The sequence below is a fragment of the Cellulophaga fucicola genome, from assembly GCF_900119145.1.
Taxonomy (GTDB): Bacteria; Bacteroidota; Bacteroidia; order Flavobacteriales; family Flavobacteriaceae; genus Cellulophaga; species Cellulophaga fucicola.
Window position 1 is genome coordinate 823,535 of record NZ_FPIY01000001.1, and the last position, 20,531, is coordinate 844,065.

General features: G+C 33.5%; 8 protein-coding genes. All 8 read right to left on the reverse strand.

Going from position 1 to position 20,531, the window contains the following annotated elements; translation table 11 throughout:
- Positions 1 to 94: 94 nt before the first annotated feature.
- The 8 genes from BT107_RS03740 to BT107_RS03775 all read right to left on the reverse strand — a co-directional run bounded on the left by BT107_RS03740 (position 95) and on the right by BT107_RS03775 (position 20,530).
- Positions 95 to 1,318, reverse strand: a complete 1,224-nt coding sequence (locus BT107_RS03740; RefSeq protein WP_072302406.1) for a DUF4272 domain-containing protein — start codon at positions 1,316 to 1,318, stop codon at positions 95 to 97.
- A 57-nt stretch (positions 1,319 to 1,375) separates the two neighbouring features.
- On the reverse strand, positions 1,376 to 1,864 hold the full coding sequence (locus BT107_RS03745) for a hypothetical protein (protein ID WP_072302407.1): 489 nt from the start codon (positions 1,862 to 1,864) through the stop codon (positions 1,376 to 1,378).
- A 12-nt stretch (positions 1,865 to 1,876) separates the two neighbouring features.
- Positions 1,877 to 2,569: a hypothetical protein gene (locus BT107_RS03750; protein WP_139254267.1), complete on the reverse strand. Its 693-nt coding sequence runs from the start codon at positions 2,567 to 2,569 to the stop codon at positions 1,877 to 1,879.
- Between the two features lie 135 nt (positions 2,570 to 2,704).
- Positions 2,705 to 2,899 carry a hypothetical protein gene (locus tag BT107_RS03755; RefSeq protein ID WP_072302409.1) on the reverse strand — a complete coding sequence of 65 codons (195 nt, stop codon included), beginning with the start codon at positions 2,897 to 2,899 and terminating at the stop codon, positions 2,705 to 2,707.
- Between the two features lie 118 nt (positions 2,900 to 3,017).
- Positions 3,018 to 15,851 carry a T9SS type B sorting domain-containing protein gene (locus BT107_RS03760; protein ID WP_072302907.1) on the reverse strand — a complete coding sequence of 4,278 codons (12,834 nt, stop codon included), beginning with the start codon at positions 15,849 to 15,851 and terminating at the stop codon, positions 3,018 to 3,020.
- Positions 15,852 to 16,207: 356 nt separating this feature from the next.
- Complete coding sequence (gene xylE, locus BT107_RS03765; RefSeq protein ID WP_072302410.1) at positions 16,208 to 17,626, reverse strand: D-xylose transporter XylE; 1,419 nt, start codon at positions 17,624 to 17,626, stop codon at positions 16,208 to 16,210.
- 92 nt (positions 17,627 to 17,718) lie between these two features.
- Positions 17,719 to 19,044, reverse strand: coding sequence for a xylose isomerase (gene xylA, locus BT107_RS03770; RefSeq protein WP_072302411.1), 1,326 nt, complete (start codon positions 19,042 to 19,044; stop codon positions 17,719 to 17,721).
- A gap of 1 nt (position 19,045) precedes the next feature.
- Entirely contained in the window at positions 19,046 to 20,530 is a 1,485-nt protein-coding gene (locus BT107_RS03775; protein ID WP_072302412.1) for a xylulokinase, read from the reverse strand.
- Position 20,531: the final 1 nt, after the last annotated feature.

The window sequence follows — 20,531 nt, forward strand, 5'->3', positions numbered from 1 at the left end:
AATAAATAGATAAAAAATTATTGTTGCAGCAATAGCAACAATTATAATAAGTGTAACTCTAGGCATATTTTAGGTTTTTATGAATTATAAAATTTTAAGTATCACAAGAAACATCGTCCCATTCTGCATCCATATGGTTTACAAGCCAATTTAGCGCATAATGTCTCTCGTACACAACACCACCGTGAACTTCTTCTAACTGTTGTTCGTTTATTCTAGCATCTACACAGGCCCAATCTAAACGGTAATACAAATCGTTTACATCTAATATTTCTGATGTGCTTCTTAATTGAGTTTGTGCATTAATAAAATCCCACGGGTTTTTATTTTTTCCTATAGGATAATCTTCTATTGGCACATTATTTAAATCTGCTAATTGATTAGGAAAACCTAAATCATCTACCTTATTTAAAGCCCAATAAAGCGTCCAAATGCACTCGCATTTCCAAGTTTCGTGATTTTTTTGCTCGTCTGTTGGGTTTTCTAAAAATACTTTTTCTTTGGCTGTTACCAAATTAGACAAATTATGTTCTAAAATATAGTTAATTGCATCTGCAGCAGACATTGTATTAAATGCAACCTGATTGGTAATTGCTAAAATAGTTAGGCGTTCTGCTACTTCTTTAGCAGAGCGTATTTTTACATTATTTTCACTATCTATAAACGGCAAGTGTTTATTTACTTTTATGTTTTTAGACTGAATAAAAGCATCGTTTTTCTCTTTTCTTATTTTTTGATCCTCAGTAATTTCTACTTGCGGCTTGTCATAATACTTAGAGTCTATATTTACGGTTAAATCTTCTATTTCGCACTTACCAGTAGCGTCTATAATTAGGTCTAAGTTTTTATCTAAAAAATGCTGACCATTAGATTTTGATATAATAGTATCTGGTTGAACAAAAAGGATAGCATCTAATTCCTGAGCCAAGTTTTGTATCACCTCCTTTAGATTTTTAGTTGTTCCACTTTCTTGCTGAATAGAAAACTCTGAGTTTATTGTTTGCACTTTAGCCAAGCACAAACCTTTTACCTTATCGTTAGTTGTTGGCAACGAGTTTATATACCCATACAAACCTTTTAGATTCTCGTTTAAAGGGCACTCTTTACTTTCGTGAATTTGATAATCTGGCTGTAATCTTTCTCTTTTATTAATTACCAGCTTACTGTCTTTACCAAATAACCCACCTTTAGTTTCTGCTGTTATTAGGTTAGAATTATCTGTAGTAGTAACGCTTATATTTACATTAGAAATACCTTTTTCTAGTACTTCTACAATTTTATCTACACCTATTTTATGTGTGTATACGGTACAAATCATATTTATTTACTATTAAGAATTTATAGTTTTTTAATTTTTATATATTGATGTTAAGATTTAAACAATCATTCCTGATTTCTTGTTATTTACAAGCTGCACATAACCAATAAAATAAAAAGGGATATTATCTTCTACTCCATTTACTAAACGCTTTTCAACTTTGTCATTAGCTATAATTGAAGCTTCAAAATTAGGCTGACCAGTAACAAGAATTGGTTGATTTAATTTATCATACCAAAAATATTTTCCTCCAAAATTTTGTCTTGCTACTTCAAAAATATATGAGCCAACTGACGTAATTATATTTTGTTGTTGTTCATTATTCATCTCAGTATAAAAACCTGAAGCTTCTTCTAAAATATTTTCAACAACTTCTAAACTCTTAACGGAATAATCTAACCCTTTAAAATTTTCTGAACTGCTCCTAACAAAGAATTCAGCAGACTTAGTCATATCACTTATAAATTTGTTTTGTTGATCATCTTTAGATGTTTCACTTTTATTTGTATTGTTATCTTTCTTTCTAAAGAAATTAAATAGACCCATTTTTTATTTTAATTATTTTTTATTAGCCATTGCTAAATTGTATTCCTTAACTAATTTTTTTAGTTTAAATTTTAAAGTAATTGTGTCTTTAAATCCTAAATCTAAATTTTTCATAATATGATTAGGATTTTGCTTTCTAACATAAGCTGTTTGTATTATTGTTTCCTGCACAACTTTAGTACTAATATAACCAACTTTGTGTTTGTGAGTCTTATTTCCTATTTCTATTTTTTCTTCGTGATATCCATTGTGTAGTAAAAATCCAAATCCACAATAAACGGCATTCAATTCTGTTAAAAGTTCATTCTCTTTTACAAACTCTTTTTCAATGTTATGTTTTCTCATTAAATAATAATGCGACATTTCGTGAGCTAAAATTGCTATTTTTTGATGAAAATTTTGAGTATTTGTATTTGCATTAATATAAATACAATTTAAATCATCTATCATTTCAAACTTTCCGGCTTCAACATTGTTAAGTGTTAAGATCTTTATAGGCTCTTTAATTAATAAATGTTCACGCATTTCGTCTGCAATTATTTGCAATTTTTCCTGAAGATTTAGTTCATAACTAAATGGTTTATGCAATAAATTTTGCGTAAGTTGATAATTACTTTTTGTGCATTTTTTAGGTAAAGATTCTTTTAAAAACATTAAAATTTTTAAAATTCTTGGTTTCTCAACCTCATAAAAATAATCTTTCAAATTTGGGTATATTTTAAGTTATTTATGAACTCCTTTTATCACATCTTCGTATTAAATAAAAGTTATTACTCTCAAAAACAAAAGATAGTTCTTACAGTGAGTAATTTAAAAATTGTTTTTTAATGTGGCAAGCAATTACTCTATATAAGTATTTATAGAGCAGTCTAGGTTGCAATTTTTTACAAGCATTTTTCTAAAACCTATAGCTAGGTCATAGTTATCAAAAATAAGAGCTTCAGTAATACTATCACTCAATATTAGTTGCTGCAACAAATACTCTACTACGTATTTATTTTCTGCTGTAAAAAGTACAAATTTAGTTGTATTCAACCTGTTGAGTTTGTTTGTCTAAGATTTTTCAAATGTAATAAAACCAAATTAAACTTATAATATAAAAAGCCCTTCTATAAAAATAGAAGGGCTTTTACATCAATCTAAAAAATTGATATTATCTGTATAATGTAAAGTGACCAACAAACTCTCTAGTATCGCTTTCACCATTTAACTTAATTACATACCAGTAGTCTCCGGTAGGTAAATCTGTATTTTGGTATAAACCATCCCAGCCTTGTTCGTTATCTTTTAACTTATAAACTTCTCTACCATAACGGTCAAAAATAGTAATATAAATATCTGGAAACTGATCTATGTTTTTAGGTATCCATAAATCGTTTTGTCCGTCACCATCTGGTGTAAAGAAATTAGGAATTTCTATATCTATAAACTCCATAAATATGGTTTGTATAGACTCGCATCCGTTTTCATCTACTACTCTTACAGTATACGTATCGGTTTTCTTAATATAGAACGTATTATCTTCTCCGTTATTAACATCGTTAAAGTAATAAGTATATCCTGGTTTACCGCCAGTACCTAAAGCAGTAATCTCGTTTATACTTTGCTGCTCTACAAATAACGTTAATGGAGCAAAATCTTCAATTTCAAAATTGATTGTATTTGTACAACCATTTGCGTGTGCAATTGTTATAAAGTGCATACCAGGTGCCATATTTGTAAAGTCTGGACTTAACACCATTAACGCAGGGTCTGCAGTATCTAAACCATATAACACATCTGATGTTACTGTTGGATCTTCAAAAATAAGCGAAATGCTATTGTTTGGAGTATCGCCAGTACACTCGTAAATTACTTCTGGAGTAACATTTAAGTTTGCACCTGCTTCTATTTCTATAACCTGGTTAGTTATACAACCCATTGCATCTTTTACAAATATTACATAACTACCGCTTGCTAAATCTGTAAACAACATTCTGCCTTCTACAAAATCTGCATCGTCGTTACTATTTATACTTGTACTGTATGCAGATGTACCACCAGTTGCTGTAACCGTTATAGTACCATCTTCTTCACCTGCACAAATTTCTGGTGTAGATGTTAAACTCATACTTAATACTTCTGGTTCTGTAATAGTAAATTCTACTAACTCAAAACAACCCTTAGCATCTTGTACAATAACACTGTAATTCCCAGCTATTAATTCATCAAACGTATTTTCATCATCAAACTGATTTAAGTTTGGAGATATTGCATATTGATAATCACCTGAACCACCTGTTACATTTAAAACAATACTACCATCATCATCACCATTACAACTAACGTTAGTAATTACTGGAGTTGCATTTAATGCTGTTGGTTCTGTTATTGTTATTACAGAAGACATTGTTTCACAATCTTTACTTTGTACGTTTACATAATAAGTACCCATTGGCAAGTCTGCAAATATTTCTGATGTTTGGTATGCTCTAACCACTGTTGTTAAAGCTACATCAGAGAATAAACCGTATTGGTAATTACCAAGTCCGCCATCTGCTCTTGCACTAATTAATGCTGTACTTTCTCCGTTACAGTTAATTATTGCTGCACTAGTATCTATTGCCAATGTTAATGGCGCTATTGGAGCAATTACAACCTCGTTAGATAATGTAGAAATACAGTTAAAGTCATCTTTAACAAAATATTTATATGTACCATCTGCAAGACCTGTAAACAGATGTGTATTTGGTCCGTTTGCATTGTTCATTGCTGTATATGTTACACCATCTGCACTCCACGTATAAGGACCTGTACCACCAGTTGCAGATAATTCTAATTCTGCACCTGTTGTACAACCTAATGCAGTTGTTGTAACTAATCTTCCGGCTGGTTTTAATGGATCTACAATTTCTAATATTGATGATTCAAAAGAACAGTTAATGTCATCAAAAACACTAATGTTATAAAAACCTGGTCCTATGTTAGAAAAGGCTGCTGTAGTCTGACTAACTGTGCTTGATAGCAAAGTAGTACCAGCTGCGTCATCATATGTATTTAAAATATACCTGTAATTAGGTGATACATTTCTTGTATTTAAACTTATAGATATAGATGCATCATTATCTCCAGCACAAACTAAATTAGTTGCAGCTATTGTTCCTGATATTGCATCTGGTACTAACAGCTCAAAAGCATTAGAGAATGTGTCTGCACAACCTAAAGTATCTTCTATAGTTACAGAATATTCACCCGCATCTAAATTCTGAAATATGAACGAGTTAACATTAGTTTCTGTAGTACTTACCATAGTAACATTATTTACAATAGTAATAGTATATGGTCCAACACCACCTGTTGGCTTAATATTAGCTGTTCCCATATCATTAGTACAACCTGCTTCTTGATATACAACTGGCTCTAAACCTAATGCTGCACTTGGCGTAGTGATACTAAATATTCTGTTTTGAGTACAACTTGGAAAACCATCTTGTATAACCTCTACTCTGTAGTTACCTGCAGGTACATTTACTGGAGCAGTTGGTCCAAAACCAGTAGAGTTACCATTTCTAATTGCAATACCATCATCTGTTGGATCTGCTGGCGTACCATTTGTTTGGTAAACTCTAAAAGTGAAATTACCAGTATACGTAGGATCGCTCATTGTAAGTCTAATTTCACCTTCATCCCCAAAACAAACCACATTAGATAATACCTCTACATCTACAGTAAACGTATTAGGTTCTTCTACAATATGCTCTACTGTAATTTTACAACCTGTAACCGTATTTTCTACTAAAATAGTATGTGTACCTGGTTGTAAATCTGCAAATACATTTGAAGCCTGCGGTGTTCCACTTGGCAATAATGTAAATTGATAATCTCCTGGATTAGTTGCATAAGTTGAAATACTACCAGTAACATTTATACTAATATCTTCTCCTAGATTAGCACAACTAATAGCATCGTCTACAGTTACTGAAGCCAAAATTAATTGATCATAGGCATTAACAGTTACTGTTTCTTCTGCACTACATCCATTATCATCAAAAACACGAACAATAACATTTCCACCAGCATAATCTGTATATGTGTATGTTGTAGCAGTACCATTTTGCAAGATAGTACCTGTTGCAGCATCCTCAAACTCATAACGAGCATATACGTTACTACCTCCTAAGATACTTGACGCATCTAAAACAATAGTTGCATTGTTACTTGTATTATCTGTTGTACATCCAAACTGATTTACTGTAGGTATAGCAAACGTAATTATATTTGGCTCACCTACTATAATAGTAGTTTTAGTTGTAACACATCCGTTAGGGCCTGTTCCTGTTACTTCATATGTAGCAGCCGCAAGATTTATAAACGAATTTGTAGCTGCATCATAAGTTGCAGCAGGTGTTATTGTATATGTTAATGGGTTATTTCCATTGTTTATTTCTACAATTTTAATAACACCATCTGTTCCTCCATTACAAGTAACATCTTTAGGTGTTGCTGTAAAGTCTGGTTGTATTGCCGCAGGAACATTTACAGTAAAGGTTCTTAAACATTCTGGTGTAGATGTGTTTGTATCATAAACCTCTACAGTATAAACATCTGCATTAGGTAAAGAAGCAGTATCAGATGTTGTAAACGCTGTTCTTGCTATAACTTCTAATGCTGATGAGTTTAAAATTCTATACTCATAATTACCAGAACCTTGTGATGCTCCAATTAAAATTTCTGCGTCATTAGTACAACCTAAGCTTTTTTCTAAAGTTGCCGATGCTTGCAATGTAGGGAATACCTCTACTGTATCTGAATCTGTACAACCATTACCATCTTTAACAAAAACAGTATAGGTATTTACAGCTAGATTGGTAAATACTCCTCCATTGTCTACATACGTAACACCACCATCAATAGAATATAATAATGTTGTTGAATCACCAGCAGTAGTATTTATTGTTACCGTTGCAGATGTATTACAATTATCTACATCTACACTTGCTATTGCAGGTGGAGCAGATAAAGACATATTTATAGTTCCTAAAGGATACTCACAACCGTATTGATCACTAATGCTAACAGCGTAATCTCCAGCAGCAGAACCAGCAGGTATCTCTAACGGATTATCTGTTGTACCAGTTGCTACAGGGTTTCCTAAATCATCTGTAACTGTAAACGTATATGTACCTCCACCACCTGTGATATTATCTACAGAGATAAGACCTGGATTAGCACAGGAAATATCTTCTAATTTATTTAAAGTTGCAGTTATAGGCTCTAATTCTTCTAACAATAAATTCTCTGAAGCTGATATACACGTATCTGTAGCACCATCAATTTCTGTTATTTGAATAAAGTATTCTCCCTCTGGTAAGCCAGTTATACTAACATCTTGAGGAGAAACAAAACCTGTGTTTCCTCCACTATCCGTAACTAAAGTTGCTGTACCTGTAGACATATCATATAGCTCCCATCTAAATTGAGAACCATAAGGAGCTTGATTATCTGTAATTGTATATGTAATACTACCATTAGAAGCACCATCACAAGAAGGTGTAGAAACAAAATCTATTTCTAAAGGTAGTGGGTCTATAATATCATTTACATTTCTATCACTCTGACGCACACAACCGTTAAAATCACGTACATAAAACACATAAGTTCTACCTGGCACTAAACCTGTCCATGTATAATTACCATTACCTGCGGGAACAGTTACTGCAGAACCTGAAGTGTCATTAATCGTCCCACCTGCAAACCAAGTAGCAGTAGCAGGGTCAAAATTTGATGGATTATCTGAAAAAGCATACTCATAACCAGGTGTACCCTCTGTACCTTGTACTTTTACTTGTAACTCGTTACAATCTACCACAATTGCAGTTAATTGAATATCTAAATCATCTAAAGGATAAGGGATAGTGAACCTTGGGAAATCTGTTTGACAAATTGTATTTCCAAAACCATCTACCGTTCTCATAGAAGGATAAACACTTTCTCCTGATAAATAACCTGTTAATATATCTGATGTTCCTGGAACCGAATTATCTGCAGTCCAAGTAGCACCTCCATCAGCACTAAATTCAACTGTTCCTAATGTACTTGTATAGTTAAAAAATTCAAAACCATAATCATTAGGGTCTACACTAGAACAAGAAGATGGTAAAACACCTCTATATTCACCTGTTAACTCATCTGGGTTGTTAATAGTTACATTAGGAGTAGTTGTAACTGTACACCCACTAGCATCTGTAATATTAATTGTATAATTACCAGGCGTTAAATTATAAAACGTTTTTGTGTTATCTATTACGTTGGTAGCTGTCTCATTTGAAGCTCCTGCGTTATCTAAATCTATAATTTCATACGTATATGGTGCTATACCAGACGTTACCTCTACAGCTATAGTTCCTAAACCATTATAACATTCAGGATCTGTTGGTGTAGCAGTAAAAGTTAAAGGAGTTGCTGGATTCACTGTTACGGTCTCCATAAACTCACAATGTGGGTCTGCTGCACCGTTGTCCCATACATATACATCATAAGTGCCTGCATCTACAGCAGCTACAGTTAATGTATTTGTTGTGCTAAAGTCTGCAGCCGTTACTGGAGTTGTAGTTGCAACAAAAGCATAAGCTAAATTACCATCTCCACCAGTTGCATCTACAGTTATACTACCATCTGCACAAGAACTAACATCTACAACATTTACTGTTGCATTTAAAACAGGTTGTATATCTATTGTCTTTAAAACTGATACACAACCAAAAGCATCTGTTACTTCTACATCATAACTACCATTAGCTAAACCTATAAATGTATGTGTTACACCCGTTGCTGGTGTTGGAGTAATCCAAGAACCACCATTTATTCTAAAATTATAGTCACCATTACCACTTGTAACTGTAACAGTTACTGTAGCGTTATTAGCACCATCATAACAAGATGTAGCAGTTAAATCAAAATCTATATCATCAAATTTATCTACTGTTATAGCTATAGTTGATGCAACCTCGCACCCTTTTGCATCTTTAACACGAACTACATAATCTCCTTCAGTAACATTTATAAAATCTACTTCTGTTTGGTATGCTCTAACTATAGAGTTATCTGCAGCTCTTTCTAACTGATACTCATAACCTGGAGAACCACCTGTAGCAGAAGCTGTTAATGTTGCTCCTGTATTAAAACAAGTGTACTCTGCAGTTTCACCTAAACTAGGTACTATTGCTGATGGCTCTGTTAGGGTTGCATTAAAGTTTGTAATACAAGCGTTATCACTAACCTTACGAACTTGTACATTATACGTACCATCTGCTAAACTTGCTGCAGTTGTTACTGGTGATGTTAAAGATGTTACCCAGTTTGTACCACCATCTACAGAATATTCAAATCCTGTTGCTGCATCAAAATTAGAAACTTCAAAACGAATATTACCATCTGAACCACCATTACAATTAGGATCTTTTGTTCCTAGTAATGCTGCACTAAACTCTTTATTATCTTCTACTACAACAGTAACATCTGCGGTTTTTTTACATAATTCTGGTGCCTGTGAAGCTTGTATATCATCTATAATTAAATCATTACCATCGTTACTGTTTACATTGTTACGTATAACAATACCTACAGTAGTATTAGCACCTGGGTTAAAGGTTACTGTACGGTTATGCCAATCATCTACATTTGTATTTTTAGGAATCTCTGCTGTTGCAACACTAGAAATAACAGTACCAGAAGCATTTACTAACTCTATTGTCATTTCTGGATTATTACCACTACCACCAACTTGCATTAAGTTGTATGCCCATAAAGAGAAGGTAATATCTTGATTAGGTAATACCTCTATTCCTGTTCTAGACCATAAAACACCATTTAAAACAGGTGAAGCATATACGTCTGAAAATGTACTAACATCTATAGCTAAGAAACGACCGTCTGTTAAACCTGTATGATCATTAGGACTTCTAAAAGTAGGAACAGGATTGGTTACTAAATTAGTAACAGTATATTCACCATTAACTAAAATACCTGCAGGACCTCGGTTACAAGCTGTTGCTGCACCACTTTGTGGTTCATAACAATAATCTGATCCTATTTCTGCTATTTGTGTAGTTACACCTGCTCCAAAATTCTCTAAGAAAAGAGTACTTTGACCTGGCGTTATTGTTGTTCCATAACCTACTGTAATAGTTTGTGTACCATTAGTTACTCCAGTAAATATGTTATTATCTGCTGGTGTATTGTCTGTACCATTAAATTTATAAGTAAATGTAAAATCTGTTGTATTAGAAGGTGTTATAGTTATAGTACCATCACCATTACAAGCATAATCTACTACACTCGTAAAGTTTGGATCTGCCATTACTGTTGGCACTGTTAAATCCATAGTAAAAGAACAACCTAAAGCATCTTCTAAAACCAATGTATAATTTCCAGGAGCAAGATTTTGAGAATCTAAAGCACTAAAACTAGCACCGCCGTCAAAACTATATTGGTAAGGACCTTGACCACCAGAAGGGTTTAATATTTTTACTAAAGCACCCAATGGATTACAAGAAGCGTCTTCTATAATAGAAGCTGAAGCCGTTAATCTAAATGGTTGATCTATTTCATAATCTACAGTTGTTATACAACCCGTAGTTGGTGTAGTACCACTAGAATCCATAACAGTAATAGTGTGTATACCAGCAGCTAAATTATCAAACGTATTTGGTGTTTGGTACGTTGTACCACCGTCTAAACTATATCTATATGGAGCTGTACCGCCTGTAACATTAATTGTTAAGGTTGATGTAGCAGAATCTGCACACGTAATTGTACTATGTGTCGCTGTTATTTCTGGTGCTCCTAAATCTTCAATAGTAACCGGAGATGAAATAGCATAACAACCATTACCGTCCCTTAACACAAAAGTATATTCTCCTTCTTCATTAGGATAATATGTTAATGGAGTTCCACGGTATCCAAATAAGAAACTAGTATTTTCAGTAAAAGCAGAATCTGGAACAGAAGCCTCATCAGCATACAATAACACACCATTTTTACTATAAATAGCCATTTCATAAACAGGACTTGGCAATCCGCCTGATGGTGTTAGATTAATTATACCTGAATTACACGTAATGTTTTCTGATGTAACAGCTACTAATTTTAGTTCTTCTATACTTGTAACGGTTATGCTTTGCGAGTTTTCACAACCATCCTGCGTTGTTGTTAATACAATATAGTTTCCTGGAGTAAGTCCTGTAAATTCATGCGTGTTATCTTTTTCTGTAGGATGATTACTTATTGGAGAACCATCACCACCATTAGTACCATCGTCTAAACGAAGTTCATAACTATAATTAGGTAATGCATTTAAGACTTGTACACGTATTACACCACCAGTATTACAATCTTCTGGTGTTGTACTTACTGTTACTGTAAAATCATCTTTTCTTATACCTATATCTTCTGTTTCAAAAACACAACTACCAACGATAGGTGTATTATCTGCTGGGTTTAATTGTGTAGCTTGTACTTTATATGTACCGCTAGCAGCAATGTCAAAATTTGGTCCGTTACTGGCAGAAAAAGGAACAACAATAGCTCCACTAACTGCATCTACTAACTGAAAACCATACCCTGATCCAACATTTGTAATTCTAATGTTACCATCTGTATCACATAAAATGTTTTTAGAGGTATATTCTATATCTAACTCATTCTTATATACTGTAAAATAAAAACGACTAAAACAACCATTGTTATAACGAATAACAACTCTAAACTCTCCACTATCTGTAATAGTAAAATTGTCTAAATTAGATACTTCGTTCCAAGTACAAGTACCATTTTTATTACCACAATCATCACCTGCATCTGAACAACTAGTTTCATCTAATTTTTCCCAAGTAATACTTAATGCATCTGTAATACCTAATTGTATCGTAGCTTCGTCCGAAGAACCACATAAAAATATTTTAGGTAATAAATCTCCATCAATAGGACAAGTAGCAATTTCTCCTTGTAAATCATTATCTGGATTTACATCGCTATTTACTCGGTTAAAATAATCTACTACAGGGTTTGTTTGTGTTGTTCCAAAACGTTCAACTTTTATACGTTCTATTAAATTAGGACAACTACCATCTGATGTTTTCTCTACTATAAAATCGCCAACAACTGTTGTACGGTATGTAGCAGGGTTACCATCTGGATCACCGTCATTTAATACTGTATCTGCAGCATCTACAACGCCATTATTGTTTGTATCTAATACCCATTTGTAAGATACAAAGCCTGCTCCTGCAGTTAAAATAGCATCGTCTCCACAAAGTTGAACTGTTCTTGCTAAATTACATCCTGCTAAATCATTTAAAATAGAATTACTAGCAACCTCTACTGTTCTAGAACAAGCACCAATAGATGTTGAGCCACCCTCGTCTGTAAATGTATTTGTATTAATTGTTCCTTGATATGTAGAATATGCAATGTTTTCTAATGTAGAAGAACAAGCTGCTACAAAATCTGAACAATTTGCAGTAATTGAAACTTTTATTCTTATTACATATTCTGTATCCCCTACTTCTACTAAGTTATTTGGAATAGTAAAATTTAATGTATGGTTAGCAACATCTTCTGTATAAGATGCGCCTGGCGCACCAGAAAAATCTACTCCGTCTAAAATAACGTTCTCTGGTAGTATATTTCTAATAGTATAATTTGTAGCATTATCATCTCCTGTATTTTGAAAACGAAGTACATATTGCATTGTTTGACCAAGGCTCACTGCATCACCGTTAATATCATTACCCGATAAATCTTCAACTGTATTACCTAATAAAATTTCTGGTGCTAAAACGGCAACATAAGGTGCTGCTATTACTGTACCATCTGTAGGATCTACAGCTGGTGTTCCCGCACCGTATACTCCATCATCACCACCATCTGCATTATCATCTTTATAATATTCATTAGCATCACTACAACCATCACCATCACTATCTAGATCTAAATGATCTGGAATACCATCATTGTCTGTATCTAAATTAGCACAAAACCCTGTGAATGAATTTGTATTGTAGGCTAGAAAAGCAATATCTGCATTACTAGATAATTCTAAACGTAAAAATGCAACATCATTTATACTGCTAGCAGGTATACCAAATTCTGATAATTCAATGGTTGCTAAACGATAATCTCTGAATGTATTTGAAGAGAAAACACTCCCATTAGAGTTGTAAACATCTAAATTGTAAGAACCCACTACGGTAGATAGAGCTCCACTTCCAGAATCTTTTACCTGTACAGCATTACCTAAAGGGGCACCACTAGCATCGTATAAGCTAATAATATGGCCAGATCCTCCAGGTTGAGCAATTTGTGTTAATAAAATGTCCGGAACACCATCACCAATTGTAGATGCTACAATTGGGTCTATTTCATATACCCAATTATTTCCAATATTAGCTATTGCAGTACCTAAATCTAAACTATTTTGACCATTGGTTAATAATGGATTTAATGGGTCCGAGGTAGGATCGCCTACTACAGTTAAACCTAGTGCGTTATTAGCATCACCATCATTAAGGCTAGCTTCTATAGTCATTTCGCCATAGATATTATTAGAAGGTGTTAATCCCAACCAGTTAGATTCTGAAATATTTAAATCAACCGAACCGTCATTATTAGTATCAATACCATCCATCAAACCATTGTTGTTGGCATCAAAAATATCGTCATCTATAACACCTGTAGAAAAAGTAGTACCACCAGATGTAAAAGCTAATAATTCATGAGAAAGATTTGGTCTTATACTATTTATACTCGTAGAAGAGCTTCTCCATAAATCATTAAAATTTGTAAAAATTTCAGTTATAGGGGTTCCACCTTGAACTGTTGAAGCAGGAGTACCAAAAGTTACATCACCAGAAATAGTACAAAGTTGTTCTACAGAATCATAGATACCATCATTGTCATCATCTAAGTCTATAGAATCAATAACACCATCCTTATCATAATCATTATGCACAATAATTCTTGCAGAAGGGTTATCTGTAGTAATGTTTGTGTCAGTTTGGTCTTGCGTATTAGTAACTATATTTACTAAGCTCAATAAAGGTAATATATCTATTTCATCTCCACGAACTACTAATTCTAACTCTGCAGTATCACCACCATTAAGTGTTCCAATATTCCAAACATTACCACTAAAAGAGCCGGTAATTGTAAAGTTAGATACTAATGTTAATCCTGTTGGAATATTATCTGTAATTTGTAAATTTGTTATTGGGCCTAGGCCTAGGTTACGTACTTTAATAGTAAACGTAGCTGTTTCACCCTCCACAATTTCGGACTTATCTACCGTTTTATCTACCACAACATCTGGGTCACAATACAGTGCGTTAATTGGTTGAGAATCATACGTACAAGGTCCTTTAGTTCCTCTTACAAAGAATTCTCCTGCTCCCGATGGAGCATAATTAGGACTATTTGCTCCAGGAATAAGTACTCCATCTTCATACCATTGATATGCGTCAAAATTACCTGTGGCTTCAAATATTTCAGAACCAACAAAGCATCCGCTTCCTCCTCTAATCTCTAGAGTAACCTCAGGAACTGTATCAAAACCAGAAAAATATCCGGCAACACCTTTAGCCCCATCATATCCAAAAAATCCAACAGCTACTGGACCTGTAGATTGTACACTTATATTTCCATTTAAGTTAGGAATAAAAAATGTTTTCCAATCTGATGTACCTGCAACAGGTACAGAAGCAGGCATTGATGTAATCTCTGTACCATTTTCATACACCTTAATATTTGCATCTGGTGTATTTACTGCTGCAATAATAGTTACACCACCAGTTACTGTAGTTCCTCCCATATTTCTAATGTCTGGAATATTATCCATAACATCTGGCAACAAACAGTTTACTGGAGCAACAAAATTTAAACCTTGTGTGTACACTGCTGACGCACCTGCCATACATTGGTATGCGTAAGCATCTTTAGAAGTTTGCACAAACATATTTGCACCAACAGTATTAGACGAATAATAACTACTTGGTATTTCAAAATAATCTCCTTCATCTATGGTTGCAATTGGTGTTGTACCACCATTTACATATATATTAGTATTATCTGCTGTTCCTATTATTAAAGGAAACTCGGTAGTACCATTTGTATTACCATTACCTCTAACAAAAACATAATCTTTTCCTAATCTATTTTCTGGTACAGGCTGATCTATACCTGCATCACGATTTGATGAGCCAACCTGGCGACCAAAATTCATAGCACCATTACTAATAACGATATCCTTAGTAGAAGTAACAGAAGCACCAATCCAACCATCTCTTTGTGCTTGTGTTGGTGAGTTACCTACGTATGCTTCAAAAACAAAAGATTCATTTGCATTTAATGTTATTTGGTATGTATTATCTGTAATTCCTGCTACATTACCACCTAATCTAAATTCACAATTAGGATCGTACCCAGAAACAGTAACCAAAGTATTATCTTCTGTAGCCATAATACCTAATGTATTAGATTTAGAAGAGTGTTGTCCTAAATTTGGTACGCCTCCCCATTTAAATCTAGTACCCATTGCAACCCTTCCTTTAGATGTTAAAGATGCTGCCTGTGATGGTGAATATCCTCTATAATTTACGTAGAACTTATTACCACTAGGAGATTCAAATCGTAATCCACTATTGTTTAAAACAACACCAGTATTATTATTGTCTACGAGCGTTATATTATTATCACCATTGCCAAGTGTATATACAGCCGGACTAACATTTGATATATTAAATGTTGCTATTGGTGTTGTACTTGTTCCTCTATAGGCATTAACAGTAAATGTTGTTGGCTCTGGAGTAGACAAATAAACAGCTTGCTGTTGTATAGCTTGGTTGTTTTGTCCTTGCTTTAGCGGCGGTAAGTAATGAAGATCACTTAACTGAGCCTTCATAGATAAACTAAAGCCTAACGCTACTAAAATAAAAATAAGAATTCTTTTGATCATTGGGTATTTTTTGGTTCTCACTACGCGTGTTAATACTATCAAAAAGAACATTAAGTAGGCATAAAAACAATATTTTGTTGTAAAATGGCTATAGGTTGTTGCCACAATAACAATTGTGAACATCAGTAAAAATAAAAAGTAAAATGATTTTTTTATTTATGTAAAAAACATCGGTGAATGCACTGTTCTTTACCAATCGGAAGAAATTTGATAGCAGAAAAACAAAGTGAACTTCATCGCGTTTTTACGTATTTCATCCGATTTTTATTTTGTGTTTTTCAAAAGTTTTTAAAAAAATAGCAGGTTAGATTATAGTAATAATCTAACCTGCTATTTTTTGTTTTTAGAAGTGAAAATTATTTATTCTCCCATAAATCATTCATTTCTTCTAATGTTTTCCCTTTTGTTTCCGGAATAAATTTCCAAACAAATAATGCTGCTAAAACCCCCATTAAACCATAAATCCAGTATGCAAAACCGTGATTAAATTTTTCAATTAAATAACTGTTTTTATCTATCATAGGAAACGTCCAAGACACAAAATAATTGGCTATCCATTGCGCTGCAACTGCAACAGCTAATGCTTTTCCTCTAATATTATTTGGGAAAATTTCAGCCAAAAGAACCCAAGCAACCGGTCCCCAACTCATAGCAAAACCAGCAACATAAACTAGCATACAGGCTAAAGCAAAAACACCTAATGAACTGGTGTAAAATGCTGTACCTAAAGTAAACATAGCAATAGCCATACTTATGGCACCAATAATCATTAATGGTTTTCTACCAATTTTATCTACAGTTTGTATAGCCAAAACAGTAAAAAGTAAATTAATTGCCCCAACAATAATGGTTTGTAATAGAGCTGCATCTGTACCTGACCCCATACTCTTAAAAATTTCTGGCGCATAATACAATACTACATTTATACCCACGAACTGTTGAAAAACAGAGAGTAATACACCTATTATAATAACTGGTATACCATATGAAAATAATTTTGCAGAGTGATTGGTAACTGTATTTTTAATCTGATCTAAGATCAACACTGCTTCTCGTTCACCATTTACCTTAGTTAGTACATCTAATGCCTTTTTAGTGTTGTATTTTAAAACCAATGATCTTGGTGTATCTGGTACAAAAAATAATAAAAATAAGAATAAACTTGCAGGTATTATCTCTGAGGCAAACATCCACCGCCATCCAACGGTATTTAACCAAGTATCATCTCCTTGACTAGAAATAAAGTAATTAACAAAATATACTATTAGCATACCAAAAATAATAGCAAACTGATTCATTGAAACTAACTTTCCTCTTTTATTAGCTGGAGCAATTTCTGCAATGTACAAAGGTGATAACATAGACGCTAAACCAACACCTATACCTCCAATAATACGATAAACAATAAAAGTATACATAAAAGTATGGTCTGCTTCTCCTATAGGTTTCACAAACAATTCTGGCATTGCGGAACCTATTGCAGAAACTAAAAATAGAGAAGCAGCTAAAATTAACCCCTTTCTTCTACCTAAGATTTTGCTAATTAAACCTCCAAACACACCCCCTATTATACAACCTATTAAAGCACTAGAAACTAAAAAACCCAAACGAGCATTAGCAGCTGTTTCTGATAAACCAAAAGGCAAAACAAAAAATTGTTCTAATGAACTTACTGTTCCAGATATAACTGCAGTATCATAACCAAAAAGGAGTCCTCCTAAAGTTGCTACCAAAGTTAATCTCCATAAAAAAAAGGTATTAGTGGATGTTTCCATAAGTCTGCCAGGTTGTTATAGGTTAGTAAAGGTGTTTTTAACTAAAAAAGATGTAAACTATAGTAACTAGTTTACATCTTTTTTCTATTGATCTATATATATTGATTTATAATGTTTTCAAACAATTCTTGCTTTCCACTTTTTAAATCTAGTTCACCATTTTCTTGTGCAATTTTATACAAATCCTGAAGGTTAAGCTTTCCTTCTTCAAACTCCTTACCTTTTCCTTCATCAAAAGAAGCGTAGCGTTGTGTACGTAACTCATCATAAGTAGAAGAAGTTATAATTTTATCTGCAGTTAGTAATGCCCTAGCAAAGGTATCTGCCCCTCCAATATGTGCTAAAAACACATCTTCTAAATCTGTAGAATTTCTACGAATTTTAGCATCAAAATTTACTCCACCTCCTTGTAAACCACCAGCTTTTAAAAATACCAGCATAGCCTCTGTTGTTTCTTGTATATTATTAGGAAACTGATCTGTATCCCATCCATTTTGATAATCGCCACGGTTTGCATCTATACTACCAAGCATACCTTCATTAGCTGCTACTTGCAACTCGTGCTGAAAAGTATGCTGTGCCAATGTAGCGTGATTTACTTCTATATTAATTTTAAAATCTTTATCTAATCCGTATTTACGTAAAAAACCAATTGCAGTAGCAGAATCAAAATCGTACTGATGCTTCATTGGCTCCATAGGTTTTGGCTCTATAAAAAACGTACCTTTAAATCCTTGAGCTCTTGCATAATCTTTAGCTGTAGTTAAAAACTGTGCCATATGGTCTAATTCTCTGCCCATATCTGTGTTTAACAAAGACATATAACCTTCTCTACCACCCCAAAACACATAGTTTTCTCCGTTTAAAGCAATAGTAGTGTCTAATGCTAACTTTACTTGTGCTCCTGCCCTAGCAACCACATTAAAATCTGGATTAGTAGCAGCTCCGTTCATATACCTTGGGTTAGAAAAACAGTTTGATGTTCCCCAAAGTAACTTCACTTTTGAAGCTTCCATTTTATCCTTTAGATAATCTGTAATACTATGAATTCTTTTTTCTGACTCTACTAAAGTTGAACCTTCATTAATCAAATCAAAATCGTGAAAACAATAATAATCAAATCCCATTTTTGTGATAAACTCAAATGCTGCATCTGCCTTATCTTTTGCTGCTTGTAAAGGGTCTGATGAAGTATCCCAAGGAAAATTCTGAGTTCCTGGTCCAAAAGGATCAGAGCCTTGACCACAGAAAGTATGCCAATATGCAATGGCAAATTTAAAGTGCTCTTTCATTGTTTTACCTGCAACTACTTGGTCTGGATTGTAGTATTTAAATGCAAGCGGATTTGTAGATTCTTTTCCTTCAAACTTAATGTCTCCTATACCTTTAAAGTATTCTTTGTTACCAATTAACGCCATATTATTTATGTTTTAAGATAGTTTCTAATTCGTTTTTCCATTGCTCATATGCCAATAGATATAAAGCTTTTTCTTTTAATGGTTTATATGTTTTTACAAGATCATTAGTAATACTATTATTTTTAAATGCTGTAAAATCGCCATCTATTACGCCTGCCGCTCTTGCCGCTCCAACAGCTCCTGTTGTATTATATATTTCTATTTCGTGACCAATTAATGTAGCCACTGTGATTGAAAAAATTTCGGATCTAAACAGGTTGTCGTTCCCTGCTCTAATTACATTAATAGTAGTATTATCATCTTTTAATATTTGCATTCCGTAAGCAAATGAAAAAGCAATCCCCTCTAAAGCTGCCCTAAATAAATGTGCTTTTGTATGTTTATTTAAATTTAGATTACAAAAATGGGTACCTATAGTTTTATTATTATACATACGTTCTGATCCATTACCAAAAGGAATTAAACTTAAGCCGTCCGAGCCAACAGAAATGTTAGATGCCATTCTATTCATTTCCTCATAACTACTTACTCCTAAATTATCTTTTAGCCAACGGTATTGTATTCCTGCTCCATTAATATTTAAAAGCTTACCCAATATGGGTTGTTTTTGAGTATAGTTAACGTGCGCAAAATGATTAATTCTAGATGTTTCTTTAGACTCTACATTGCTTGTAACAGCGTACACCACCCCAGATGTACCACCTGTAGCTGCAACTTCTCCATGTTTAAGCACATTTAAAGAAAGAGCGTTATTGGGTTGGTCACCAGCTCTATAATTTACAGGAATACCAACAGGCAAACCAGATGCTATGGATGCTTTCTGCGTTACAATACCCTGATTGGTAAAATTTGATACAATAGTTGGAGTTAAATCTGCACTAATACCATAATGTTCTAGTAAAAATGATGCCAATTCATCATTTTTAAAATCCCACAAAATTCCTTCAGACAATCCGTTTTTTGTAGTGTTTACTTCCCCGGTAAATTGCATAGCAATAAAATCACCTGGAAGCATATACTTATAAATCTTATTATATAATTCGGGTTCGTTATCTCTAACCCACTTTAATTTAGAAGCTGTAAAATTTGCAGGTGAATTTAGTAGTCTTGTTGCGCATTCTTTTTCTCCAATCTTATTAAACGCATTTTTTCCTATTTCTACGGCTCTACTATCACACCAAATAATAGAATTTCGTAAAGATTTTAATTGTTTATCTACAACAACTAAACCGTGCATTTGGTACGATATTCCAATACCTTTTATTGTTGATGCATTTATACCTGTTACTTTAATGGCTTTTTTTGTAGCCGTACAAACATGTTGCCACCATACATTAGGATCTTGTTCTGCCCAGTTTGGATAAGGAGCAATAATTTCCATTTCGGTTTCTGGTTCATTAAGTACAATTACCTTTTTACCTGTAATAGCATCTACTAATGCTACTTTTACTGAAGAACTACCAATATCATACCCTATATAATACATA

Excerpts from the sequence above, each read along its gene's own strand:
- BT107_RS03740 (WP_072302406.1), bottom strand. The coding sequence starts at position 1,318 with ATGATTTGTACCGTATACACACATAAAATAGGTGTAGATAAAATTGTA.
- BT107_RS03745 (WP_072302407.1), bottom strand. The coding sequence starts at position 1,864 with ATGGGTCTATTTAATTTCTTTAGAAAGAAAGATAACAATACAAATAAA.
- BT107_RS03760 (WP_072302907.1), bottom strand. The coding sequence starts at position 15,851 with ATGATCAAAAGAATTCTTATTTTTATTTTAGTAGCGTTAGGCTTTAGT.
- xylE (WP_072302410.1), bottom strand. The coding sequence starts at position 17,626 with ATGGAAACATCCACTAATACCTTTTTTTTATGGAGATTAACTTTGGTA.
- xylA (WP_072302411.1), bottom strand. The coding sequence starts at position 19,044 with ATGGCGTTAATTGGTAACAAAGAATACTTTAAAGGTATAGGAGACATT.
- BT107_RS03775 (WP_072302412.1), bottom strand. The coding sequence starts at position 20,530 with ATGTATTATATAGGGTATGATATTGGTAGTTCTTCAGTAAAAGTAGCA.